The following is a 26035-nucleotide window of genomic DNA, read 5'->3' as shown; positions in this document are numbered from 1 at the left end:
AAGGTAGGGTAAGCATTGGATTAACCTTAACTTTTAAAAATAAAGACAGTTTATACTTAGCTATTGGAATTCAATTTCTTTTAATGCAGCTTGAAAACCATTGAACTTAGTCGAAAGTAAGTGATAAATGCATGTCCTTTTTTGATTCCATATTTTACTACATTTGAAAAACCAAACTTAACCTGTGAGTATCTACAAAAAACTTTTCCAAAACACCTTTATCTACGGCGTGGCCACAGTGATTCCCAGAATGCTTTCGGTGATTTTGGTGCCGTTATATACGGGTGTTTTAGAGAATTCCTCCTTTGGAGATTACTCGATTATCTTCTCTTATTTTGTCATCTTCAATGTGATTCTGGCTTATGGCATGGAGACGGCTTTTTTTAGATTCTACAACAAAGAAAAAGATAAATCTCAAGTCGTTTTTACTTCGACCTGGTCCATTATAGCAACGACTTTGGTTTTTGTCATTTTGGCTTATCTATCCATTTCTGAAATTCAAAGCTTTACAAGAATCAGTTCGCAAAATCTGCAGTTGATCATTTGGATCTTAGCCTTAGACGCGCTAGCCATCATTCCTTTTTCATGGTTACGTGCCAACAGCAGGCCGGTGAAATTTGCTATTATCAAAACGCTGAATGTAGCCGTCAACCTTGGTTTAAATGTGTTTTTCCTTTTGTATTTAAAAGATTTAGCAGCATCAAGTGACTTTTTTAACTCTATCTATATTGAAAATTTTGAAGTCAGTTACATCTTCATTTCTTTGATAATAGCCAGTGCAATCACGCTTGTATTTCTTACCCCATTTTATTCCAGAATTCAATTTAATTTCAACTGGCAACTTTGGAAATCCATGATGAAATATGCGCTACCTGTTTTGGTAGCAGGCTTTGCTTTTTCCATCAATGAAGTGATAGACCGCTTATTTTTGGAACGCATGCTGCCAGACAACATAGCCAAAGAACAGGTCGGGATTTATTCGGCGTGTTATAAATTAGGCATGTTCATGACTTTGTTTGCTACCGCATTTAGACTCGGTATAGAACCCTTCTTTTTTAGCCATGCCTCTAGCAAAAATCCCAAAACGGCCTATGCCATGATTACCAAATACTTTGTGATCATCGGCACTGTTATTTTACTGGTAGTGATGGTGTTTGCAGACTTGTTTAAGGTGCTTTTGATTCAGGATGAAAGCTACTGGGAAGCCATGAAAATTGTACCGATTATTTTACTGGCCAACTTATTTTTAGGAATTTACCACAACCTTTCCGTTTGGTACAAAATTACCGATAAAACCAAATACGGCGCTTACATTTCTTCTTTAGGAGCTGTGTTTACCATCGGAATCAATATCTGGCTGATTCCAATCATTGGTTATGTAGGTTCTGCTATTGCAACCCTTACTGCTTACGGCAGTATGATGTTGATGTCCTTTTTTCTGGGGCAAAAGCATTATGCGATTCCCTATAAATATGGTAAAATGTTAATTTACCTCTCTATATCCGTTCTATTTTCTCTAATTTCGTTCTACTATTTTAGAGAAAATTACGTTGTAGGAATATCGCTTATTTTAATTTTCTGCATCAGCGTATTTTTATCTGAAAGGAAAGAGATTTTAAGACTTATTAAAAGTAACTAATTCATGAAAGTAAATATCATCAACCGTTCAGCCTTTGAGTTGCCTCAATACGAAACTGAACTCTCCGCAGGCGTAGATTTGAAAGCCAATATAGACGTTGCTATTCATCTGGAAAGTCTTGAGCGCTGTCTGGTCAAAACGGGATTATTTCTGGAACTGCCAGCTGGAGTGGAGGCTCAGGTAAGGCCGCGAAGTGGGTTGGCACTCAAAAAAGGAATTACGGTGCTTAATTCACCTGGCACCATCGATGCCGATTACAGAGGTGAAGTAGGAGTGATTCTCATCAATTTATCCAAAGACAAATTCAGCATAAACCCTGGCGACCGTATAGCTCAGTTGGTATTTGCCAAACACGAACAGGCCGATTTTCAAGTCGTAGATTCCCTTTCTGAAACCGACAGAGGGGAAGGTGGTTTTGGAAGCACAGGGAATAACTAAGTGAAGCTATATGACGTTCAGCAAAGAGTTTAAAGAAGCTTTGAGCCATCTCCCAGTTAAGGAGAAGGATAAGCTGCTTTTTCGTTTGTTGAAAAAGGATAAAATCCTGGCCAAACGACTGGAGTTTGAGCTTTTGAGCTCAGCAACTGTAGAAGACGAGCGTGCTGAAATGGAGCGTAGAATTGAAGAACAAGTCAAGCTTTTCAGCAATAGATTTTATTCTTTGGGTTACCTGAATATGGACATTCGCTATTTGAGTGGTGAAATAACTGAACACGTGAAAGTGACCAAGGATAAGTTTGGAGAAGCTAGCTTAAATCTGTTGCTGATGAAAGAAGTCCTGAAGCACAACAATCAACATATTATCGATTCAGGCTCTGCTCGTCAATTTTCTAAACTCGGCGTTGCCCTTATCGCCAGGACTTATAAAATATTACTGCTTATAGATAAATTGGATCAGGATTATTTTATGGAGTTTGAAGAGAACCTTCAAGAATTAGGCTGGCTCATGGGAAATAATCCCAGATTGATGAAGATGTGTATTTTCATAGGTTTGGACGTAAATTGGCTCATACAAGGAAATATTCCTGATGATATTTCAGACCACTATAAGCACATCAAAGCTGAAGGCTATCTTAGCGCAAGAAATTATTAAATACATCAAGTGAAAATCACCAATCGAAATAAAAAATAAATCATTGACTTTTAAATTTTTAAATAAATGAAAATAATAGTTCCTATGGCCGGTCGCGGCTCAAGACTAAGACCACATACGCTCACGATTCCAAAACCTTTAATTCCTATAGCTGGAAAGCCAATCGTACAGAGACTTGTAGAGAGTATTGCTGAAGTTTTGGAAGAAAAAATTGATGAAGTTGCCTTTATTATTTCTGAAGATTTTGGAGCTGAAATTGAAGCCAAATTGAAAGAAGTCGCTAAAGGGCTGGATGCCAAAGCTTCGATTTATTATCAGGATAAGCCCTTAGGGACGGGACATGCTATTATGTGCGCTAAAGCCTCCTTGCAAGGTCCTGCGGTTATTGCTTATGCCGATACTTTGTTTAAAGCAGATTTCAAACTGGATAAAGACGCCGATGCAGTCATGTGGGTGAAACAAGTGGATAATCCTGAAGCCTTTGGCGTAGTGAATTTGAACGATGACGGACATATAACCGAACTTGTGGAAAAACCCAAGGAGTTTGTTTCAGACCTGGCGGTGATTGGGATTTATTACTTTAAAGACGTCAACCAATTGAAAACTCAGCTGGAAAAAGTCATCGAAGAAAACATCATGCATGGCGGTGAATACCAAATCAATGATGGGATAAAAAAAATGAGAGAAAATGGAGCTGTCTTTAAGCCCGGGCAGGTCGATGAGTGGATGGATTGTGGTAACAAGCACGTGACTGTGGAGACCAATTCACGCATGCTGAATTTTATCCACAAAGAAGAAAAAGAGAAACTCATCGCTTCTAATGTGAAAATTGAAGATTCTGAAATTATTGAACCTTGTTTTATAGGCGAAAATGTGTTTTTAAAAAACGCTAAAATTGGTCCCAACGTTTCTATTGGAGATGGCACGGTTGTCGATAACTGTACGATTAAAAACTCTTTGATTCAAGAACACGCAGAAATCACTAATGCCAAGCTTGATAAGGCAATGATTGGTAATTTTGCAAGATTTGATGGGAATTTCACTTCAGTAAGTATCGGAGATTATTCCGTTTTAGAATAAATAAACATGTCTCACGCTATTCGTCTTTTTATTTTCCTGTGTTTTGCAGGGTTAACTTTTGGGGTTGCCCAGGATAAAGACAATTTATCTGAGGACATCAATGTTGACGACCTCGGGAACAATACAGATGAATTTCAGGAGGTGTTTTTTAAAGCCATCGCTCAGCGTGCCGTAGAAAATCCGCAGAAAGCCATAGAAGAATTGGAACGGTGTTTAAAAATCGAACCTAATAATACGGCTGTTTTCTATGAATTGGCTAAAAACTACATCGATCTTAAAGCTTATGACAAGGCAGAAAAGTTTCTTTTAAAAACTTTAGAAGACGCCTCCTACAAGGGGAATGTAAATATTCACAGGCAGTTGTTTCATGTGTATTCCATGCAAAAACGCTACGGTAAAGCTATAAGTGAGGCTGAGTTTATTTCTGAAACAGATCCCGTCTATTTTCAGGAGTTAGCCAATTTGCATTTGCTTCAGAAGAACTATAAAAAGGCGCTTAAATCTTTAGATCGGTTTGATGCTTTGGAAGGCATTGACGAGTTTCGTGATGATTTCAGAATGATTATCTACAAAGAAGGCTCAATTTTGAAAGATGGAATAGACTTTTTCAAAAAGCGATTTCAGAATTCAAAACAAGATACAAGAGCAGCAACTTCTCTTATGGAACTTTACCGACTCAATAATTCTCCCCAAGAAGCTATTGAAGTAGGTAAGGAACTGGAACAGCAATCTACCAGTGATCCAGGTTTTTATGTTGAAATGGCTATGGCTTACCTGGTAAGCAAAAATATTCCTGAAGCTAAAACTTACAGCAGAAAAGTGGTGGAAAGCCTCACTCTGGATGAAAAAGACAAGGTGAAAGTGATCAACACTTTTAAAGCCCTGGCCTTACAAAATCCAGCAGCCCAGGATGCTTTTGTAAGTGTTTTAGACTCTGCGCTTTCTTCAGAGAAGAATTCTTCGAGCAAGGCGGAATTGGGTGAATTCTACAGGACTATAGATAAAGATAAAGCTTTAGAGAATTTCAAATCTGCTTTACGCAATAAGCCCAATGATTTTAAGTTGATTAAGAACATCCTGGAGTTAGAAATGGAAATGAAGAACTATGAAGATGTGATTGAAACCAGTGAAAAAGCTATGGAAAGTTTTCCTTCTCAGAGTTACCTTTATTATGCCAAAGGCTTTGCGCTTGGAAAACTTAATAAGGATAAACAAGCTGTAGAGATTTTGGAAGAGGCTTTGGATTATATATTTGAGGAGGATGATCTTAGCCAGAAAGTCTATAGCGCATTGAAAGAATCTTATCTTGCTCTTGGAAATGAAGAAAAAGCTGACTCTTACCAGGAGAAATTAAATAAAACATCAAATTAATGTATAGAAATTTTATAAAAATAAGTCTTGTCTTCTTTATTCTGTTGAGTTTAGCAGGTTGTAAATCGTCCAAAACCGGAGCTGGAGCAGGAGCAAAAGAAAAATCTGCGAGGGTGGTGTTGAAGAGTTTTGAAAACGATTTGGCCGACTTTAAAACTGTCAACGGTAGAATGAAAGCTGGATACCAATCCAAAGACGATTCGCAGTCAATTAATATCACCTATAGAATAGAGAAAGATAAAGCCATCTGGATGAGTGCGAAGGTGATGGGGCTTTTACCAGTGGCTAAAGTTTATATCACTCCAGATCGATTTCAATATTACGAGAAAATAAACAGAACTTATTTTGATGGTGATTTTGCCATGGCTGAAGAATACCTGGGTGTGGAAGTTAACTTCGAAAATCTTCAAAACTTACTCCTTGGCAGACCCATGTATGAGTTGAAGAAAAACCAGATGTTGTTTGATGATAATGCTTATGTTTTCCTTCAAAATATAAAGTCGATTCTCGCTTACTCTGCGATTATAGATGGGCGCCAATTTGAAATGAAATCTCAATCTTTACAAAATGAAAATAAGGAAAGCTTGAAAGTTGAATACCTCGGATTTCAGTCTGTGGACAAGAAAAAATTTCCGTCCAAATTGAAAATGACTGCCAAAAAAGATGATGAAGTTGTGCTTATAGACATTGAGTACCGCTCTGTGATTTTTGATGAAGATTTAAGTTTCCCATTTTCCATTCCAAATAATTACGAACTTTTAGAATTTTGATGAAAACCCTTCAGTGCATTCTTTTTTTCCTCACGCTTTGTGCAAGTTTGTCTCTTCAGGCCCAAACAAGAGAAGAGCTTGAAGCCAAGCGCCAGGCTATTCAGCAGGAAATAAATGAAATCAACAGCATTATCAAAACTACAGAGTCCAAAGGTAAATCTGCATTGAGTGAGTATGAAGATCTTCAGAGGAGAATAAAAGCTACGGAAAGATTGATACAAGTCAATAACCAGGAAGCCAATTTGCTCACTCGAGAAATAAATGCCAATGCCAATAAAATTGACAGGTTAAGGAACGAACTGGAAAAGCTTAAAGAAGACTATGAACAGATGATTCAAAAATCTTACAGAAGTAAATCTGATAAAAGCAGAATTATGTTTTTGTTTTCTTCAGAGTCTTTTCTACAGGCTTACAAGAGAATTCAATACATGAAGCAGTTTGCACAATACCGGAAAAAGCAAGGGGAAGAAGTTATGTTGCAGACCAAAACACTTCAGGAGCTTAACTCAACTTTATTTGAGCAACGCAGAGACCAAGAGAAGATTCTGGCAGAAAATCGCAAAACCAAATCAGATTTGGTTGAGGATAAGGAAAATCAAGAAAAAATATTGGCGAGCATCAATCAGCAGAAGCAAAAATATTCAAATGAGCTTAATCAAAAACAACGGGAAGTAAGCAGAATTGACCGTGAAATTGACAGATTGATACGTGAAGCTATTGCTAAAGAGAATAAAAAAGTCGGCTCCGATGCCAAGTCGAGTTTCAAATTGACTCCGGAAGCAGAAGCGCTCGCTAAAGATTTTGCTCAAAATAAAGGTAAGTTGCCTTGGCCAGTTAAATCTGGAGTAGTATCCATGCGTTTTGGGGAACGTCAACACCCTATTGTAAAAACCATTAAAGTCATGAGCAATGGTGTGCGAATCGATACAGAAAAAAATGGAAAGGCGCGAGCTGTGTTTGAGGGAGAAGTGAGTCAAGTGAGTAAAGTGCCTGGAGCAAATGTAGTGGTCATGATACGACATGGTGATTATTTGTCAATCTATAACAATCTCCAAAAAGTATATGTGAAATCTGGAGATAAAGTCGTGAGAGGTGAAGAAATTGGGGAGGTAGGGATCAACTCTTCCTCTGGAAAAACAACCCTTATTTTTCAATTATTTAAAAACACGACCAAGCTTAATCCCGAGCAGTGGATTTATAAAATGTAGCCTCATAAATTTCAATTTGCATAGAACCTGGATTTATTCATAAGCTTATCGTAAATCACTGATTTTTAACCAAGCATTAACAACAGAAAATAGATTAAATTTTCATTTTGCAACCTATTATAAGAATAGGTTATAACGCTATAAGAATACTAGTATGGAACAGGATCAAGCTAATGTAGACATTGCCTCCATTAACGAGAAAATAGAAAAAGAAAGTGCCTTTGTGGATTTACTTACCAATGAAATGAATAAGGTCATTGTAGGGCAAAAGCACATGGTTGAGAGATTATTAATTGGACTCCTAGGTCAAGGTCATATTTTATTGGAAGGTGTTCCGGGTCTTGCAAAAACCCTTGCTATCAATACTTTATCCAAAGCGGTGCAAGGAAGCTTCAGTAGGATACAGTTTACTCCAGATCTGCTCCCTGCAGATGTGGTAGGAACGATGATCTACAACATGAAGGAAAATAGTTTCAACATCAAGAAAGGCCCTATTTTTGCCAATTTTGTGTTGACAGATGAGATCAACAGAGCACCGGCCAAAGTACAGTCTGCTTTGCTTGAAGCCATGCAGGAAAAGCAAGTTACCATCGGTGACGAAACCTTTATTCTAGACAAGCCGTTTTTAGTAATGGCTACCCAAAACCCAGTAGAGCAGGAAGGAACCTATCCATTGCCAGAAGCCCAGGTTGATAGATTTATGCTTAAAACAGTCATCGACTATCCAAATTTACAGGATGAGCAAATGGTGATGAGGTCCAATCTCAACAATAGTTTTGGGAAAGTAAACGCTGTGGTCTCTACAGATCAAATTCTACGGGCTCAAAGTGCTGTGAGAGAAGTGTATATGGATGAAAAGATCGAGAAATACATCCTGGATATCATTTTTGCAACGCGTTATCCTGAGAAGTACAAACTGGCAGATATCAAGCCGCTTATAAGCTTTGGAGCATCTCCAAGAGGAAGTATCAACCTCGCGATTGCAGCTAAGTGTTATGCTTTCATCAAGAGGAGAGGTTATGTGATACCAGAAGATGTTCGTGCTGTTGTTTACGATGTGTTGAGACACAGAGTTGGAATTACATACGAAGCTGAAGCAGAAAACATAAAGTCTGAAGATTTGATAAGTAAAATCATTAATGAAGTTGAGGTGCCTTAAACTTTCTTCTGAATGTATTCAGAAAGATTTTATAAGTTTCTAAAATTGCTTTTTACGATTTAGTCTTAAATCGAATGACAAGTTTTCACACGCTATGGATACCAAATCACTTTTAAAAAAAGTACGAAAAATCGAAATCAAAACGCGTCGATTGAGCGATCACGTCTTTGGTGGAGAGTACCATTCTACTTTTAAGGGTCGAGGAATGACTTTTAGTGAAGTACGTGCTTATCAATTTGGTGATGATGTGAGGTCTATAGACTGGAATGTGACTGCTAGGTATAATGAGCCTTTTGTAAAGGTATTTGAAGAAGAACGGGAATTAACAATGATGCTGCTGGTAGATATTTCGGAATCTACGGCTTTTGGTACTCGAGAAACCTTTAAAAAGGATATCATTACAGAAATGGCAGCCACGCTGGCTTTTTCTGCAACCAAAAATAACGACAAAATTGGTCTCATGTTATTTTCAGACCAAATCGAGCTTTACATCCCGCCCAAAAAAGGCAGAATGCATGTGTTAAGAATTATAAGGGAACTTATAGAGTTTAAACCGTCTCATAAGACGACCAACCTTACCAAAGCCTTTAGGTATCTTATCGATATGATGAAGAAAAAGGCCATCGTGTTCGTGATGTCAGATTTCTTGACAGATGAGTACGAACATACTTTGAAAATTCTAGGTCAAAAGCACGATGTTACCGGCATTAGAATTTATGATGAGCGTGAAGAAGAATTACCAAATCTTGGGATGGTGCAAATGAAGGATGCAGAAACTGGGAAAGCTATGTGGGTGAACACCTCAAGCGGTTCAACTAGAAAAGCTTATACCAAACATTATAGAGATAGAGTGGATTATTTCCACAGGGCATTCAAATTGAGTGGTTCAGGATATTTAAGTACGCGAGTGGATCAAAACTACGTCATCAAGTTACTTGGATATTTTAAATCCAGATAAGATTATATGAAGAGAGAATTATTTAGAAACCATTTCAACTTAGCATCAAAGCATTTTTGGGTTTTGATGCTGTTTTTAGTTTTTAGCTTTGGGCATGCTCAGCAAGTCAGTTTTTCAACTGATAGAGACACGATACAGATTGGAGAACAGATAGATTATGTGATCAAAGTAGACGAAATTAGTACAGAAGATATCGTTGTGTTTCCGAAAGATCAGACTTTCGTCCCTTTAGAAATGGTAGAAGAGTTTAAAATCGATACTCTAAATCCTAAAGCCAAGTCCTTTTCACTAACTAAACTTTACAAGCTGACTCAATTCGATTCTGGGGTATATTCTGTCCCTCCTCAAATGGTAAAAATCAATGATGAGGCTTTTTATACAGATACGCTCAAGGTGCGCGTGAATGATGTTGTGCTCGACACCATCAACCAAAAACTGTATCCAATTAAGCCATCTATTGGCGTAAATAAACCTTTTGCTATAGGCTCTTGGTTCTGCTGGACTCTGTTAATTCTCGGAGTCATAGCCGGTATCGCTTTTTTAATATTCAAGCTGAAGAAAAAGAGAGATGAGGCTAAGCGAAGAATTCCTCCTTTTGAGCAAGCCATGCTATCTCTAAAGGAATTGGATAAGTCTTCAACTTTAGAGAACAGAAACTTTAAGCAATATATTACAGAGCTTACCTATATCACCAGAAGATATTTAGAGGAAAAATTAGAAATAAGAGCTTTAGAATACACTACCAACGAGCTTATTGCTGAATTAAAATTTAAGAAAGAGCATAAGAAGTTATCCTTAAAAGAGGATATGATTTTTGAGTATGACAAGATTTTGAAGCGTGCAGATCTTGCCAAGTTTGCCAATAGCAAGCCCGACCTTATTACCCTGAAGTCGGATAGAAAGCAAATTGAAAAGTTTTTAAAACACGTACAGAGCGCTATTCCTCAGGTTACCGATGAGGAGAAGAAAAAAGATGAGGCTTTCCAGAAAGCACTGGCCAAAAAAAGAAAAAAGCAAAAGTGGATAGTTGGAATTATACTAGCCGTCATATTGGTTATTGTCACCACAACTGCTGTTGTGGCTACCAAAGGTTATGAATACGTAAAGGATAATATTGTAGGCAATCCTTCAAAGGAATTGCTTGAAGGTGACTGGATCACCAGTGATTACGGTATTCCTCCAATAAGTATGACGACACCAAAGGTTCTTGTGAGAGGAGAATTTGATTTGCCAGAAAGTATATCCAAAAACGTCGCAGACAAAGAAACTTACAGTTTTGGAACTTTGTATCAAAGTATATACGTTACTTTAAATCAGGTGCGTTTCAAAGAAACTCAGGATATTGACTTGGATGCGGTTGTTGATGGAATTTATAATAACCTGGAAGAGCGGGGAGCGTATAATATCATCACCAAATCTGAAGAATTTGAGACAATTGGTGGCGTAAAAGGAAAGAAAGTCTTTGGAAGTTTCTCTATAGAAAACCCAATTACTAAGAAAGACATCAAGAAAGAATACCAAATCGTGAACTTTGGAAGGGGAGGCTTTCAGCAAATTGTCATATTTCACGATCGAGATGATGAATATGGCGAAAAAATTGCCAATAGAATATTGAATGCTTTAGAATTTAAAAGGATGGGACAATGATTTTTGAAAACTTTACATTCGAAAATCCAAGCTGGTTTTGGCTGTTGTTGGCTATTCCATTAGCAGCATTTTGGTATTGGAAGAAACGTGGCCAACAGACAGCAACTTTAAAAATATCAAGCACCCAGGGTTTTAATAAAAGTACTCTGGCTCAACTTCGCCCAATGCTTTTTATTTTGAAAATGCTCGCCCTTGTGTTTTTGACAATCGCGATGGCACGTCCAAGAACGGTAGATGTGACGACCAAAGTCAAGAAAACTGAAGGTATCGACATCATCATGGCTGTGGATATTTCTGCTAGTATGCTCGCAAGAGATTTGGAACCCAATCGCCTGGATGCTCTAAAAAAAGTAGCTAACAATTTTGTTCAGGGACGGCCAAATGACAGAATAGGATTGGTGATTTACGCTGGAGAAAGTTATACCAAAACACCACTTACCAGCGATAAATCTATTATTATAAATGCTATCAATGATCTGGATTATACTCAGAATATAGAAGGAGGCACTGCCATAGGTATGGGTCTTGCTACATCAGTCAATAAATTGAAAGAAAGCAAAGCGGAAAGTAAGGTTATTATACTTCTTACCGATGGTGAAAATAATGCTGGCTTTATAGATCCCATCACCGCTACCCAACTGGCTACAGAATACGATATTAAAACTTATACCATTGGTGTAGGAAGTAATGGAATGGCGCTTTCTCCGGTTGGAATAAAGCCAAACGGTCAATTTGAATACAGAAATATTGAAGTTAAAATTGATGAAGCCTTATTGAAAACCATTGCAGAAAGTACAGGTGGGAAATACTTTAGAGCAACTGATAATGAAAAGTTTCAATCGATTTACGAAGAAATTGATGCTTTAGAAAAAACAGAAATTGAAGAATTCAAGTTTTATAATTATGATGAAAAGTATAGGTTTTTTCTCATCATCGCAGGTGCCTTGTTATTTTTAGAATTCTTACTGAAACACACACTTTTTAGAAGCTTTGTATAAATGTTTATAATAGAAGAACAGGTTTATTTTTGGGGTTTTCTGGTTTTGCCAGTACTATTACTCTTGTTTCTAACTTATGTGTACTGGAAAAAGAAAACTCAGAAGAAATTTGCAGAAATAAAGCTCTTTAAAAAATTAGCTCCAGACCAGTCTACATTCAAATCCAATTTAAAGTTTATTGTACTTTCTCTTGCGTTTGCCTGTTTTGTAATGGCTCTTGTGAATCCAAAACTCGGAACCAAGATGGAAACTGTAAAGCGCGAGGGTGTAGATATAGTCTTTGCTTTAGACGTTTCCAAAAGTATGCTGGCAGAAGATATCGCCCCAAACAGACTTGAGAAGTCCAAGCGTATTATTACAGAAATCGTCAATAACCTGGCTTCAGATCGAGTTGGTTTGGTAGGATATGCTGGAAGCGCTTTTCCACAAGTTCCTATCACAACGGATTACTCAAGTACGAAAACCTTTCTACAAAGCATGAATACAGATATGGTATCAAGTCAGGGAACAGCCATTTCTCAAGCCATAGACTTAGCAAGGTCGTATTATAATGATGATGATCAAACCAATAAAGTTTTGATCATCTTATCTGAAGGAGAGGATCACGATGGCAATGCTGAAAATATGGCAGAACAAGCTGCCGCAGAAGGAATTAGAATTTATACTATTGGTGTGGGGACAGAAAGGGGAGACCCCATTCCAATAAAACGAGATGGCAGAATTCAGTCATATCTGAAGAACGATGCCGGAGAGACTGTCATCACCAAAAAGGATACGGAAACACTCAAGCGTATTGCAGATATAGGGAATGGCACTTATATAGATGGATCAAGCACTTCCGGATCTGTTGATGAAATCTTAAATGAATTACAAAAAATTGAAAAAACTGAGTTTGAAGCTAAACAATTTGCAGATTTTAAGAGTAAATACCAATGGTTTTTAGGGTTTGGTATATTTTTGGTATTGATAGATGTACTCTTGCTGGACAGAAAAACAGCCTGGGTAAGAAGATTAAACTTATTTAATGAGAGAAAGAAAGATGAAGAATAGAATTCTAGTTTTATCAATTTTTATGGCCTTGAGCACTGTTTTTTCCCTACAGGCCCAGAGTATTTCTAATGCACCAAAAAAAGCTAAAGCATTGTTAGCTGAGGCTGAATCCAAAGATCTTGAGTTCCCGATATCAGAATCTAAAATAAGAGAAGCAAAAGCTATCGATCAAAATAATTCTGATATAAGTTATAACTTCGGCAATCTGTACATTAAAAATAATGAATTTGAATCTGCAAGACTTAGATTAATTGAGTCTATTGAAAGTACGGATGATAAGTCTCTAAAACATAAAAGTTACCATAATCTGGGAAATATTTTGATGGAGGAAGAGCAGTATCAAATGGCAGTGGATGCTTATAAGGATGCTTTAAGGAATAACCCTAAAGATGAAGAGACTCGTTATAATCTCGCCTACGCTAAGTCAAAACTTGATGACGAAAACAATGATGATAATCAAGATGGTGATGACAATCAGGACGAAAATCAGGATGAAAATGAAGATGAGAGTGACGATAACAAGGACGAAGGCGAAAATGAAGACAAGGATAAAGACAATCAGGACAAAGATCAAGACGACGATAAGGGTGACGAAAATGAAAATGAGGAGGATCAAAAAGATGATGAAGGCAATAAAGATCAAGATGAAAAAGAGCAAGACGGAGAGGGTGGAGATAAAGAACAGGAGCAGCCACAACAACCTCAGAATAAAAAAGGACAGATATCTCCAGAGCAGATACAGCGTTTGCTAGAAGCAATTGAAAACCAAGAAAAAGATGTCCAAGAAAAGCTAAATGCTGAAAAAGCAAAAGGACAAAAATCCAAAACCGGAAAAGACTGGTAAAATGAAACAGTTTGCATTTTTATTGGTTCTGCTGTTGAGTTACTCAACCTTTGCTCAAGTGAGTTTTACTGCCGAGGCGAGCAGATCCAAACTCGGTATAAACGAGCGATTGAAAGTCGAGTTTAAAGTAGACGCCAACGGAGATAACTTTAGGCCACCAAGCTTCAATGGTCTAAGAAAAATAGGAGGGCCTAATCAATTCTATTCTCAGCATTATGAAAACGGTAAAAGCACTTTCACAAAAACGTATACCTATTTCTTTGAGCCAGAAAAAAGAGGGAAGATTACGATAGGCCAGGCAGAAATCACCGTGAATGGCCAGGTGTATAAAACATCTCCCATCGAGATAGAAGTGACCGCAGCAGTAGACACTCCCAACCAGTCCAGAGCTGTGGCAGAAGCAGGTAGTGGAATACATTTGGTTGCTGAGGTAAGCAAATCCAAGCCCTACTTAAATGAAGGAATATACGTAGTGTACAAATTGTTTTTAAGCCCAACTGTCAACATAAGGAACTGGAGACCTCTCGATGATCCTAAGTTTGAAGGATTTTGGAGTCAAAATATCAATATTGATAAGCTGGAACTTAAAGAAGGTGAATTTGGAGGTCAACCTTATCGCTATGTGGAATTGCGTAAAACGGTATTGTATCCACAGAAAACAGGTGAGCTCAAAATTGAGCCACTATCTTTATCAGTTTCAGTTGAAGTTCCTACAGACCGAAGAGATTTTTTTGGAAGGCGAATGTACGATGTTGTCGAGAAGAACTTCTCTGCCAATACAAGAACTGTTGATGTCCAGTCTTTGCCTGAAGAAGGAAAGCCAGCTGGATTTTCCGGAGCTGTCGGTGAATTTGATTTTAAAGTAAGCACCAACAAAAAGGATCTCGACGCTCAAACTTCATTAGAAATCACTTCAGAAGTAAATGGAAAAGGAAATTTAAAATTATTTAACCTGCCCAAGTTACAAACGCCATCTTCCTTTGAAGTTTACGAGCCAGAGCGAAGCGAAAATGTAAGGACTACAAGCCAGGGAATGCGTGGTAGTCTTTCAGAGAAGTATACGGTTATACCAGAGTTCAAGGGTGACTATGTAATACAGCCAACCTCTTTTTCATATTTCAATCCTAGAACCAAATCTTACGAGACTTTACAGTCGGATCCTATCAATATCAAAGTAAATTCAGGACCTAAACGCCCTGAGGAGGATCAGGTGGCCTCAAGTAAAGACTCTGGTAGTCCCAAAAATGTTATTTCTTCCAAAAGTAATTTCAACTACATTAACTTGAAGACCAACCTTATGGAGAAAGATGAGACTCAGTTTTTTCAATCTCCGCTGTATTGGACCTTATTTTTCCTTCCCTTTTTATGTATTCCGTTCATGTTGATATTTGGGAAAGTACAAAATAGAGAAATAGATCAGAATCAAATTCAGTTGAAGCGTGCCAATAAGCTGGCAAAACGTTATTTATCTGAAGCCAAGAAAACTATTGGGGATTCAAAAACATTCTACGAGTCTCTGGAAAGAGCATTGCATAATTACATGAAAGCTAGATTGAAAATACAAACACTGGATATGCAGAAAGATAAAATCAAAGAGGTTTTGGTCTCCAAAGGAGCATCTGAAGTTACCACCAAAGACTTTCTGAAGCTTCTGGAGAGTTGTGAACTGGCCAGATATACTCCAACGGTGACAGAGGATATGCAAAAGGATTTTGAAAAGGCAGCTAAAGTCATTTCTGAAATTGATAAAGAAGTTTAATATGAAATTTTACAGTTATATATTATTTTTCTTGTTGACAAGCCTTGGTTTTTCTCAGGCTGAAGAAACTTTTGATAAGGCGAATACTGCTTATGCAGATGATCAGTTTGACCAGGCTATCCAACTTTATAATTCTGTTTTGGATGAAGGATTGGTTTCTGCTGAATTGTATTTCAACCTAGGAAATGCCTATTTCAAACAAAATGATCTCGCAAATGCTATTTTTCATTATGAAAAAGCGCTTCAGTACAATCCGGCAGATCAGGACATCAAGGAAAATCTTGAAATTGCCAATACTCAAACCATAGACAAAGTAAAAGAAGCCCCAGAATCCAACCTTAAATCTGTGATGTACACTATTACTCATGCATTGAAGCTGGATTCATGGGCATTGGTCAGTATTATACTTTCGATTAGTTTTGGAGCATTGATGATTTTTTATTTCAGGTCGCCTTCGGCCAAAGGAAAACGGAGGAATTTCTCGTTTGCAATACTTTTCCTTGTTCTTGCCATAGCAAGTGTGTTGTTCGGTCGTTTCCAAAATCAACTTCAGGAAAGTCAATCTTTTGCTATTGTTTTTGAAAATCAATTGCCCGCTTTTGTAGAGCCAAATCCAAGAAGTGATATCAATTTTGAATTGAATAAAGGAACCAAAGTGAGTTTGGGTTCAACCTTCAGAGATTACATAAGAATTGAACTTTCCGACGGTTCTAAAGGCTGGGTAAAAATTTCAGCAATCAAGAAATTATAACACGAATTTTTAAAGTCATTTCTTTTAATCCCATATATTTACCTTATATATGAGATTAAAATTATTTATAGTTATCATTTCTTTTGCCAATCTCTTGGTAACTCCTACTCTCATTGTCATTCAGGATAGTGGGCAGGATATTTCTATTTTTTTAAATTTTAATGAAGAAGAAAATTCAGAAGAAAAAGGAATTTCTTTTAGTGAATATGTCGCCGGCGAATCCAAAGATTCTACGGTTTTATTAGGAACATTTCACTCGATGACTAATTCGTTTTACTCCATTAGCTACAAGACAATCTATCAAAAGATTGTTTCTCCTCCTCCAGATTTTATAATTGAATCTTAGTACAATCCTCTTTTTTCAATTTTCTAAAAATCAAAAAGTCTTTTTGCAAAGACAAAATTATATTATTTTATGTTTAAACATTTAAACAAAGACCTTCCTGCTAGTGTGGTTGTTTTTTTTGTAGCACTTCCTTTATGCTTAGGAATTGCTTTAGCTAGTGGAGCTCCACTTTTTTCAGGCGTTATTGCAGGAATTATAGGTGGAATAGTGGTAGGGGCTTTAAGTGGCTCTTCCGTTGGCGTAAGTGGTCCAGCTGCCGGCCTGGCGGTTATCGTATTAAGTGCCATAGCAAGTCTTGGTAAATATGAGTATTTCCTAGTTGCTGTTGTAATAGGGGGTGCTATTCAAATTCTTCTTGGTGTACTTAAAGCAGGAGTTATAGGTTATTACTTTCCCTCCTCTGTCATCAAAGGAATGTTAGCAGGAATCGGTATTATTATATTTTTAAAGCAGTTTTCTGTAGCTTTTGGGCTGTCTGATGATTATGAGTTTTTTGATTATAACTTGCCATCAATGCTAGAGAACATAGTAATTGCTTGGCAAAATTTATCTTTAGGGACACTTTCCATTACTCTAGTGAGTATCGGTATTATGCTATTTTGGTCATCAGTTTTAGAAAAAAAGCACCAAATCTTCAAAATTATACCAGGGCCGTTAGTAGCTGTGGTTGTAGGTATTCTTTTTAAGCTTTTTGTAGATGATTCAAGCTTATTAGGAATTTCGGACTCCAATTTAGTATCAGTTCCGGTGCCCGACAACCTATCAGATTTCATTGGTCAATTTACCTTCCCCGATTTTTCGATTATAACTTCTACCCAAGTATGGGTAGTGGGATTCACGATTGCTGTTGTAGCCAGCCTAGAAACCTTACTTAGTGTTGAAGCTACAGACAAATTGGATCCTAGAAAGAGAGTGACACCAACCAATAGGGAATTACTAGCACAAGGTACAGGGAATATGCTTTCTGGTTTTATAGGAGGCTTACCAATAACTCAAGTAGTAGTAAGAAGTTCTGCAAACATTCAGTCTGGAGGACGTACCAAAATGTCGGCGATATTGCATGCTGTCTGGTTGTTACTGGCAGTTGTATTTATTCCCAACTTACTTAACCTTATTCCTTTAGCTGTCTTGGCAGGAGTGCTATTTATAGTGGGATTCAAATTAGCTAAGCCGTCACTTTTTGCAAGTATGTTTAAACTTGGCAGCTCACAATTTCTTCCCTTTATAGTTACGGTTCTAGGCATCGTATTAACAGATTTACTCACAGGTATTGGGTTAGGACTTTTAGTTGGACTTGCAGTTGTTTTAATCAATAGTTTCAAAAATTCGCATTTTCTTCATACTATAAGAAGTGAAGAAGGTTTAGAAAAATATATAAAAATGACTTTAGCAGAAGAAGTCACTTTTTTTAACAAAGGCGCTATTTTAAAATCACTAAATGAGATTGAACCCGATACGAATCTTGAGATCGACATCAGAAAATCCAAATTTTTGGATTATGATATTTTAGAAATTCTCCAAGACTTCGCTATCAAAGCTAAAAATAGGAACATAAATATTGTAATTGTTTCTAAGCTTGGAGAGTTTGAAAACCCAAGCAGCTACACTAAATTTTTTAACATCAATTCTGAATATTAAACTTATGCTCAATAAAATTATAACCAAACAAGAACAAGAGGCATTAACACCAGATGCAGTTTTAAAAGACCTTATAGAAGGCAATAAACGTTTCACTTCAGATGATTTTCATTCAAGAGACCATAATGCAATGAAAAACAGTGCTGTAGGTGGGCAGTATCCTAAAGCAGTTATATTATCTTGTGTAGACAGTAGATTGCCTGTAGAAACAATTTTTGACCAAGGCATTGGAGATGTATTTGTTGCCAGGATTGCTGGCAATTTTGAAAATACAGACATGCTTGGAAGTATGGAATACGCCTGCAAAGTTGCTGGCAGCAAGTTGGTGTTTGTGCTTGGTCACGAAAGTTGTGGTGCAGTAAGTGCGGCCTGCGATGGTGTAGAATTGGGGAATATTACTCATATGCTTAGTAACATAAAACCTGCAGTGGAAGCTACAAAGACTGATGGAAAAAGAGATTCTTCCAACAAGGACTTTGTTCATAATGTGGTTGAAAAAAACGTAGAATTAACAATAATGAGAATAAGGCAAAAAAGTCCAATCCTAAAAAACATGGAAGACAAAGATGAAATCAAAATCGTTGGAGGGGTTTACTCTCTTCAGACCGGAGAAGTTAAATTGCTTTCTTAAAGTTTCATTCTTTTAAGAGATCTGCCCTTAAATTCTATTTGAGGGCTTTTTTATGCTCCCTCATCTCCCTTTATAAGTTCACTTTCATATAGCAAATCTTCTAAAGAAGGTAGTAACGTCGAACTTAATTCTCGTATAGTATTGACTACAAAAGAATCCTCAAGTTTGGCTTGAGAAACAAACCTGCCATCTCCATTGATGTAATCGAAAATGAGTAGTAAAATGAAAAGAAAGAGAGCAGTCTTTATAAAACCAAAAACAGCTCCAAAAATTCTATTGATTAAACCCAAAGCAATGCTGTGGACTATGGTAGTAAGTACTTTTGCTATGATAGATACCAGAACCACTATCCCAATGAAAATGATGAAAAAGCCAGCAATTTCAATATTTGATGTTGACCAGTCTGTCCATTTTTCTAGATAGGCTTCTGCGATATAGCCATATTCTAAACCTCCGAAAATTCCAGCAAGTAAAGCTACAATGCCAGCGAGTTCTACAATGAAACCTTTTTGGAATCCCCTTATAAATCCTAATAGGAGTAAAATCCCTAGAATAATATCTACTACATTCATGGCATCAAATATAATCATTTCGGTCAAAGCTAGTACCTTTGCAGCATGAGAGATGAGTTATTAAAAACACGCTGGGAAAGCCTTCAAATCAAACTTTCCAATCAATTTGCAGACGGTGAGTTGATGGATTTGGACGCTATTATATATTTGGTAGGAGTACAAGAACTAGGGAAACCGCAGGCTAAGTTCAAAAAAGATGATAAAATCAACCTGATGCATATCGCCATATGTACGCTTTTGGAACCCTACGGTTTCTATGAATTTGATTTTATCGACGAAGATGGCTGGCCACATTTCAATAATACTTCTAAGTTACCAGCACTCAAAGCGGGAGAGCAAACTGTCTTAATGAAAGAAGCTTTGGTGACCTATTTTTTGAAACGTGAATATATAGAGTAGATAGAAATTTAAATAAATAACATTCTGAGTAAGAAACGGTCTATTTTTTCTAAATTTGCCAATTCATTTTACCAAATGCCATGATAGATAAGATAAAGGGATATATTGATGAGGTTGAGCGTTTTACAGCTGACAAAGCTGAAGATGTTGAGCAATTCAGAATACAGTATTTAGGAAAAAAAGGAATTCTGAATGAATTTTTTGCTGAATTCAAGAATGTACCTAACGATCAAAAAAAGGAATTTGGTAAAACCATCAATCAGCTAAAGGTTACTGCACAGGAAAAAGTAGATCAACTTAAGCTTGAAATCGCTTCCAAAGTGGAAGATAAAGGAATTTACGGAGACCTTACCAGACCCGGTGAGCCTCTGGAAATTGGCGCAAGGCATCCTATTTCACTAGTTAAAAATAGAATCACAGAAATATTTTCAAACATCGGTTTCAACGTGTCTGAAGGCCCGGAAATCGAAGACGACTGGCATAACTTTACAGCGCTTAACTTGCCAGAATACCACCCTGCAAGAGATATGCAGGATACCTTTTTTATTCAAACCGATCCTAAAGATATTTTGCTAAGGACGCATACTTCTAGTGTGCAGGTACGTTATATGGAAAACAATAAGCCTCCAATTAGAACAATCTCTCCGGGGAGAGTCTTCAGAAATGAAGATATTTCGGCGAGATCGCATTGCATTTTCCATCAGGTCGAAGGCTTGTATATCGATAAAAATGTGTCGTTTAAAGACTTGAAGCAAACTTTGATTTATTTTACCAAAGAACTCTTTGGCAAATCTAAAATTCGCCTGAGACCGTCCTACTTTCCATTTACAGAGCCAAGTGCAGAAGTGGATATTTACTGGGGTCTGGAAACTGAAACTGATTACAGAATCACAAAAGGCACAGGTTGGCTAGAAATTATGGGTTGCGGAATGGTCGATCCAAATGTGTTGAAGAATTGTAATATTGACCCTAAAGAATATAGCGGCTTCGCCTTCGGAATGGGAATTGAGCGTATTGCCATGTTGCTTTACCAAATTGGAGATATACGTATGTTTTACGAAAATGATGTGCGTTTTCTGGAACAATTCAAATCTTCTTTTTAAGCTAACGTCATTAGGATTTCATTTAATGGAATGTGATGTTTATAATCTATGGTTTAAATCTGGCCTATCAAAAAAATAGTTTAAAATCAAGGAAGCAGGAAGGAAACAAGATGAAAATCTGTTTGAGACCGACGATAGGAGGTTGAGTTATTTTCATCTGTGGTGAGGGATTCCGTAAGATTTTTTAATATTTTTTTGTAAGCCTAGTCCCCAAGGCTTTGGGGATTGTTTCTCCCGATAGCTATCGGGATTGGACAATGCAAAAAAGAAAAGGATAAATTATTTATTTGAAAATTAATAACTTATGCACAAACGGCAATGCTAGCAGCTTGTTCCCAACACATTGGGTGGCAGTCGAGACAATTTTGTTTAGCTAATATTTTAGATTTTATATAATTTGATATGAAAAAAGACATCGACAAACATATTCCTGAAGTTGAACACGTTTATGTTGCCGCCGCTTTCGAATACAATTCAGCTTTCAAAATAGACGAGTGGACCATTTATATCGTTAATGAAAACCATGAAGCTTTGGAAACAGTTTTAGTAGTTTCAAAAGGTGAAAGCAAATCAAAAACAACTTCAATCCTCAGGAAAAAACTGGAAGTTCTACCAGCCCAATCTTTCGCTAAGCTGGAGTTTCTTCATGAGGATGTGTTGGAAGTGGATAATATTTTCCAAGTGACTTACTTTTTAGATGGAAAACTGATGCATAAGGATTTTAGGTTCCCAAAAGGTGCATTAAAGTCTGAACACCTCAAAGCTTTACCTTTATTAAATTCAAAAGGAATTATAGCGGAATAAAAACTACTCAGGTTCTAAAGGCTCTTTCTGAACTTTTTTTAAGTTCATCAAAACTATCGATGATAAGATCAAAAGAATACCAATCCATTTATAGATATTTTGATCTTCGTGTAAGACAAAATATCCCATCAAGACGGCTACTGGCAATTCTATAGACGAAATGATAGCGCCAAGTCCAACGTTTATTTTGGGCATGCCAGCTGTAAAAAATAAGGGCGGTAAAATAGTTCCAAACAGAGCTAAAACTGGCCCCCAAAGCTTAAAAATGCCAAAATCCATGTAATCTAAAAGTTCTGGTAATGTAATGATGGAAACGACGATGAGTCCGCCTAGCATCATCCATTTACTTCTGGTAATAGGATGGTATTGAGTACCCACACTATTGGAAGTCATGATGGTGACAGTGTAAGACAAAGCAGCTAAAATACCGTAACCTATGCCAGCTAATTCGACAGTTTGTTCTTGCATCAATAAATCTGCCGCCAATACAGTACCAATCAAAATCAACACAACCGAGAGGATTTTAATTTTTGTTGGTTTTATTTTGTTGATGATACTATCCAGTACCACACCTATCCATACGCTTTGCATGAGTAGAACGATACCTACAGAAACAGTGATGTACTGCATCGCTAGGTAATAAAATATACTGGTAAACCCCAGAGAAGTCCCCGCCAGCATAAGGTAACAAATGGTTTTGCGCCTTAGTTTAGGATCGGTGATAGGCGGTTTTTCCTTTTTTAGGAATAGATTTAGAATCACTAAAGCTATAAAGCCTATCAGGATCTGTGAAAAAGTGACTTCATAAGCGGTATAATGTTCTTCGTAAGCTAGTTTAACGAAAGTAGTAAGCAAACCATAGCATGAAGCTCCAAGGGCGACTAATAGGCCGCCTTTCAAAATTGAATTCATTTAAAATTAATTAGTTAAGCTTATCAGCTAATTTTTCGAAGATTTTCTTTGGATTTTTCCCTTCGTATAAAACTTTGTAAACTGCGTTTATGATGGGTGTTTTTGCCTTTTTATTGCCGAAAGATTTACTGATTTCGTAAGCAGAATTGGTGGCATAATAGCCTTCTGCAACCATGCTCATTTCCATCTGTGCACTTTTTACGGTGTAGCCTTTTCCTATCATGTTTCCAAAATAGCGATTACGGCTAAACACAGAATAGCCTGTTACCAACAAATCTCCCAGGTAGGCAGAATCATTGATGTTTCTTTTCATCTTGTAGCGTTTTTTGATGAATCGCTTCATCTCGCGTATAGCGTTACTCATGAGCACACTTTGGAAGTTATCTCCATAACCTAATCCATGGGCAATACCTGCTGCGATAGCATAGATGTTCTTAAGCACTGCAGCATATTCTGTTCCAATAATATCTTCAGAAACATTGCATTTGATGTATTCGCTACTAAGATACTGAGCCAGGGTATTGGCATGACCTTCATCGGCACAGGCAATGGTCAGATAAGATAAGCGTTCTAAGGCTACTTCTTCTGCGTGGCACGGACCAGTGATGACACCAATTCTTTCAAAAGGAATATCGTATTGTTTATGGAAATGCTCTCCCACCAGGAGCTGCGATTCTGGGACAATTCCTTTAATAGCACTAAAGATGATCTTATCTGAAATGTCTACAGTGATTTTTTCTAGCTCTTTCATCAAAAAAGCAGAAGGCACCACAAAAATCAAAAAGTCTGATTCTTGAATAACTTTATTGATTTCACTAGAGAGTTTGAGTTGCTTAGGATCAAATTCTACGGCACTCAGGTAATTTGGGTTATGATGCTCTTTTTCTATATGGTCTATGACTTCCTGATTTCTCATGTACCAGTTCACTTCTGGAACATTTTCACAAAGCATTTTTACGATAGCTGTTGCCCAGCTTCCGCCGCCAATAACTCCAAAATTTGGATTAGGATTTGTCATATGTTTTATATTTTAAAGTTGATTCTTCTCCTTGGGTTTGAGATAGACAATCAATTCAAAACTTGATAAATATTAGTGTTTTTTGGTTCAGATTAACAAAGATTTAATCACAAAACTTATAAAGTTTCATCTATAAAAATTCATTTCATCAATATATTCCCAGACCTTATGCTGAAGAAGGGGCTCCACGTTTTTACCAGATTTTATCATGTTCCTTATTAAAGTAGACGAAATTTCCATGATAGGTGTATCTGTCTTGTGAATCTTGGGATGGTCTTGAAACCGCTCTGGGATTTCCATTTTGGTTTGTCTGGGACAAACATAAATATCATGCTCCTCCAGGATGTTTTCATAATTTTTCCATTTATGAAAATTCACCAGGTTGTCTTCTCCCATAATCAATGAAAAACTTAAGCTAGGATGAGAATCTTTCAGCTCAGCCAAAGTTTTGGACGTATAGTTGGGTTGTGGTAGTTTGAATTCCACATCGCTGGGTTTCAATTTATCATAAGCTTCTGTAGCGCGATACACCAGTTCAAAGCGATGATGATTTTCCAAAAGATTTTTTTTCTTTTTGAAAGGACTTTGTGGGGTAATCACCAGCCAGATTTCATCTAAATCGGTATGCTCGGCCAAATGATTGGCAATGATCAAATGTCCGATATGAAAAGGATTGAATGTTCCAAAATAAAGCCCTACCTTTTTCATTGGATAAAGTTTTTGACCAAATGATAGGCTTCATCAAGAGCAGTATCCAAATCTTCATTGACGATGATATGATCAAACTGTGGAGCTGTAGCCATTTCAATAGACGCTTTGGCAACTCTCATGGCAATGCGGTCTTCAGATTCGGTTTTGCGCTTTTTGAGTCTGATTTTCAATTCCTCAATGCTAGGGGGCTCTACAAAAACAGCCAAAGTTTGCTCTGGATATATTCTTTTTATGTCTAGTCCGCCAACTACATCTATATCAAAAACCACGTGCTTGCCCATGGCCCAGATGCGTTCCACTTCAGCATTTAACGTGCCGTAGAAGTTGTCTCGATAAACCTCCTCCCACTCCAGGAAATCCTCATTTTTGATGTGAGACTTGAATTCTTTCAAATCCATAAAGTAATAATCCTTGCCATCTACTTCATTTTCTCTAGGCGCTCTGGAAGTCGCTGAAATTGAAAATTCCAAATTCAAATCTTCTTGCTTCAGAAGATGTCTTACAATAGTCGTTTTTCCTGAACCGGATGGTGCAGAAAAAACGATGAGCTTACCTTGCTTTGAGTCATTCATACCTACAATACGTTAAGCAGTTGTTCCTTTATTTTTTCGAGTTCATCCTTCATTTGCACCACTGCTTTTTGCATGGCTGCAAAGTTGGATTTACTGCCTATAGTGTTGATTTCCCGACCAATTTCCTGACAGATAAAATTCAGTTTTTTACCATTGGAATCTGAAGAATTTAGTGCTTTTATGAAATAAGCCAGGTGATTATCTAGTCTGGTTTTCTCTTCGGTGATATCGTATTTCTCGATGTAATAGATGAGCTCTTGTTCAAATCTATTCTCATCAATTTTTTCTTTCAGCTCTTCAATCCCTTTCCTCAGCCTCGTCTTTACGTGTTCGATACGTTCAGGATCTATTGATTTTACTTCTGATAGTAAGTTGGTTAGGTTTTGAATGCGAAGTTCAAAATCCTCTTTTAAGACTTTTCCTTCATCGGTTCTGAAGGTATTGATTTGCTCTAAAGCCAAATCTAACACCTGGTAAACGGCTTCAGAATCTGCCTTTTCCAGTTCATTTTTTTCTGAACTTAAGGCGTTGGGCATGGTCATCGCAATTTGAAGTAAGCGATTTTGATCTCCATTGGTGGAAGAAGAAAATTGCTGGAGTTGTTTTAAATAACCCTCAACCACTTTAGTGTTGATTTTCGCAGTACTTTCTTCTTCATGTTTTTCAACCTGAAGCGAAAAATCTACTTTACCACGGCTCAAGCTTTGTGAAAGTTTATTTCTGAGGGGGAGTTCAAGCTCTCTAAATTCTGAAGGCATTCTCACATTGGCATCTAGGTTTTTACTGTTGAGAGATTTTATCTCTACCGTAAAGGTTTTGCCAGCAACTTCTAGTGTGCTTTTACCGTAACCGGTCATGGATTGAATCATAAATTCTTTGTCTTAAAAAGATTCTGCAAATGTAGCAAATCCCACAGGAACTCAAGAATGAACTTGCATCTAAGCTTAAGGTCTAATGCTTTATTTATCGTAATTTCGTGAATTGTTAGCGGTAAACTAAATC

General features: G+C 37.2%; 27 protein-coding genes. 21 read left to right on the top strand and 6 right to left on the bottom strand.

Annotated features, from left to right (window positions below; genetic code table 11):
• Positions 1-184: 184 nt before the first annotated feature.
• The 18 genes from LB454_RS11480 (at position 185) to LB454_RS11395 (ending at position 18942) form a co-directional block, all read left to right on the top strand.
• Complete coding sequence (locus tag LB454_RS11480; protein ID WP_224464816.1) at positions 185-1639, top strand: lipopolysaccharide biosynthesis protein; 1455 nt, start codon at positions 185-187, stop codon at positions 1637-1639.
• Positions 1640-1642: 3 nt separating this feature from the next.
• A complete protein-coding gene (dut, locus tag LB454_RS11475) occupies positions 1643-2077 on the top strand; it encodes a dUTP diphosphatase (protein WP_224464815.1) in 435 nt (144 codons plus the stop codon).
• A gap of 10 nt (positions 2078-2087) precedes the next feature.
• Complete coding sequence (locus LB454_RS11470; RefSeq protein WP_224464814.1) at positions 2088-2732, top strand: hypothetical protein; 645 nt, start codon at positions 2088-2090, stop codon at positions 2730-2732.
• Between the two features lie 66 nt (positions 2733-2798).
• Positions 2799-3812 carry a sugar phosphate nucleotidyltransferase gene (locus LB454_RS11465; RefSeq protein WP_224464813.1) on the top strand — a complete coding sequence of 338 codons (1014 nt, stop codon included), beginning with the start codon at positions 2799-2801 and terminating at the stop codon, positions 3810-3812.
• 6 nt (positions 3813-3818) lie between these two features.
• Complete coding sequence (locus tag LB454_RS11460; protein ID WP_224464812.1) at positions 3819-5183, top strand: tetratricopeptide repeat protein; 1365 nt, start codon at positions 3819-3821, stop codon at positions 5181-5183.
• Positions 5183-5953, top strand: a complete 771-nt coding sequence (locus tag LB454_RS11455) for a DUF4292 domain-containing protein (RefSeq protein WP_224464811.1) — start codon at positions 5183-5185, stop codon at positions 5951-5953. Before LB454_RS11460 ends, LB454_RS11455 begins: the two co-directional genes overlap by 1 nt.
• The gene (locus LB454_RS11450; RefSeq protein ID WP_224464810.1) at positions 5953-7161 is read left to right on the top strand and encodes a murein hydrolase activator EnvC family protein; all 1209 of its coding nucleotides are present in this window, start codon (positions 5953-5955) and stop codon (positions 7159-7161) included. Before LB454_RS11455 ends, LB454_RS11450 begins: the two co-directional genes overlap by 1 nt.
• A 154-nt stretch (positions 7162-7315) precedes the next feature.
• On the top strand, positions 7316-8320 hold the full coding sequence (locus LB454_RS11445; protein ID WP_224464809.1) for an AAA family ATPase: 1005 nt from the start codon (positions 7316-7318) through the stop codon (positions 8318-8320).
• Between the two features lie 94 nt (positions 8321-8414).
• A complete protein-coding gene (locus LB454_RS11440) occupies positions 8415-9278 on the top strand; it encodes a DUF58 domain-containing protein (RefSeq protein ID WP_224464808.1) in 864 nt (287 codons plus the stop codon).
• Between the two features lie 66 nt (positions 9279-9344).
• Entirely contained in the window at positions 9345-10925 is a 1581-nt protein-coding gene (locus LB454_RS11435; protein WP_407692595.1) for an AAA family ATPase, read from the top strand.
• Positions 10925-11923, top strand: a complete 999-nt coding sequence (locus LB454_RS11430; protein ID WP_407692594.1) for a vWA domain-containing protein — start codon at positions 10925-10927, stop codon at positions 11921-11923. The genes LB454_RS11435 and LB454_RS11430 overlap by 1 nt, the downstream gene beginning before the upstream one ends.
• The gene (locus tag LB454_RS11425; RefSeq protein WP_224464805.1) at positions 11924-12973 is read left to right on the top strand and encodes a VWA domain-containing protein; all 1050 of its coding nucleotides are present in this window, start codon (positions 11924-11926) and stop codon (positions 12971-12973) included.
• A complete protein-coding gene (locus tag LB454_RS11420; RefSeq protein WP_224464804.1) occupies positions 12948-13817 on the top strand; it encodes a tetratricopeptide repeat protein in 870 nt (289 codons plus the stop codon). The genes LB454_RS11425 and LB454_RS11420 overlap by 26 nt, the downstream gene beginning before the upstream one ends.
• Positions 13768-15576, top strand: a complete 1809-nt coding sequence (locus LB454_RS11415; protein WP_224464803.1) for a BatD family protein — start codon at positions 13768-13770, stop codon at positions 15574-15576. The genes LB454_RS11420 and LB454_RS11415 overlap by 50 nt, the downstream gene beginning before the upstream one ends.
• Position 15577: 1 nt before the next feature.
• On the top strand, positions 15578-16327 hold the full coding sequence (locus LB454_RS11410) for a tetratricopeptide repeat protein (protein WP_224464802.1): 750 nt from the start codon (positions 15578-15580) through the stop codon (positions 16325-16327).
• Positions 16328-16376: 49 nt separating this feature from the next.
• Positions 16377-16673: a hypothetical protein gene (locus LB454_RS11405; RefSeq protein WP_224464801.1), complete on the top strand. Its 297-nt coding sequence runs from the start codon at positions 16377-16379 to the stop codon at positions 16671-16673.
• A gap of 69 nt (positions 16674-16742) precedes the next feature.
• Positions 16743-18311: a SulP family inorganic anion transporter gene (locus LB454_RS11400; RefSeq protein WP_224464800.1), complete on the top strand. Its 1569-nt coding sequence runs from the start codon at positions 16743-16745 to the stop codon at positions 18309-18311.
• 4 nt (positions 18312-18315) lie between these two features.
• Positions 18316-18942 (top strand): carbonic anhydrase family protein, encoded by a 627-nt coding sequence (locus LB454_RS11395; RefSeq protein WP_224464799.1) that lies wholly within the window; start codon positions 18316-18318, stop codon positions 18940-18942.
• Between the two features lie 50 nt (positions 18943-18992).
• Here the strand turns inward: LB454_RS11395 and LB454_RS11390 are convergent, their stop codons facing one another.
• Positions 18993-19532 carry a CvpA family protein gene (locus tag LB454_RS11390; RefSeq protein WP_224464798.1) on the bottom strand — a complete coding sequence of 180 codons (540 nt, stop codon included), beginning with the start codon at positions 19530-19532 and terminating at the stop codon, positions 18993-18995.
• 27 nt (positions 19533-19559) lie between these two features.
• Here LB454_RS11390 and LB454_RS11385 point away from each other — a divergent pair, with 27 nt between their 5' ends.
• From LB454_RS11385 to LB454_RS11375, 3 genes are all read left to right on the top strand, one after another.
• Positions 19560-19913, top strand: coding sequence for a hypothetical protein (locus LB454_RS11385; RefSeq protein WP_224464797.1), 354 nt, complete (start codon positions 19560-19562; stop codon positions 19911-19913).
• An 80-nt stretch (positions 19914-19993) separates the two neighbouring features.
• Positions 19994-21016 carry a phenylalanine--tRNA ligase subunit alpha gene (pheS, locus tag LB454_RS11380; RefSeq protein ID WP_224464796.1) on the top strand — a complete coding sequence of 341 codons (1023 nt, stop codon included), beginning with the start codon at positions 19994-19996 and terminating at the stop codon, positions 21014-21016.
• A gap of 402 nt (positions 21017-21418) precedes the next feature.
• Positions 21419-21820, top strand: coding sequence for a hypothetical protein (locus LB454_RS11375; protein ID WP_224464795.1), 402 nt, complete (start codon positions 21419-21421; stop codon positions 21818-21820).
• Between the two features lie 3 nt (positions 21821-21823).
• On the opposite strand, the gene LB454_RS11370 is transcribed toward LB454_RS11375, so the two are convergent.
• The 5 genes from LB454_RS11370 to LB454_RS11350 form a co-directional block, all read right to left on the bottom strand.
• A complete protein-coding gene (locus LB454_RS11370) occupies positions 21824-22732 on the bottom strand; it encodes an EamA family transporter (protein ID WP_224464794.1) in 909 nt (302 codons plus the stop codon).
• Positions 22733-22742: 10 nt separating this feature from the next.
• Positions 22743-23750, bottom strand: a complete 1008-nt coding sequence (locus LB454_RS11365; RefSeq protein ID WP_224464793.1) for an NAD(P)H-dependent glycerol-3-phosphate dehydrogenase — start codon at positions 23748-23750, stop codon at positions 22743-22745.
• 126 nt (positions 23751-23876) lie between these two features.
• The gene (gene nadD, locus LB454_RS11360; protein WP_224464792.1) at positions 23877-24458 is read right to left on the bottom strand and encodes a nicotinate (nicotinamide) nucleotide adenylyltransferase; all 582 of its coding nucleotides are present in this window, start codon (positions 24456-24458) and stop codon (positions 23877-23879) included.
• Positions 24455-25033: a guanylate kinase gene (gmk, locus tag LB454_RS11355; RefSeq protein ID WP_224464791.1), complete on the bottom strand. Its 579-nt coding sequence runs from the start codon at positions 25031-25033 to the stop codon at positions 24455-24457. Before gmk ends, nadD begins: the two co-directional genes overlap by 4 nt.
• Before the next feature lie 2 nt (positions 25034-25035).
• The gene (locus LB454_RS11350; RefSeq protein WP_224464790.1) at positions 25036-25902 is read right to left on the bottom strand and encodes a YicC/YloC family endoribonuclease; all 867 of its coding nucleotides are present in this window, start codon (positions 25900-25902) and stop codon (positions 25036-25038) included.
• Between the last annotated feature and the right edge of the window lie 133 nt (positions 25903-26035).

The sequence above is a fragment of the Psychroflexus montanilacus genome (assembly GCF_020164535.1).
Lineage (GTDB): Bacteria > Bacteroidota > Bacteroidia > Flavobacteriales > Flavobacteriaceae > Psychroflexus > Psychroflexus montanilacus.
Note: the sequence above shows the minus strand (reverse complement) of the source record. Positions and strands in the feature narration are given on the sequence as shown.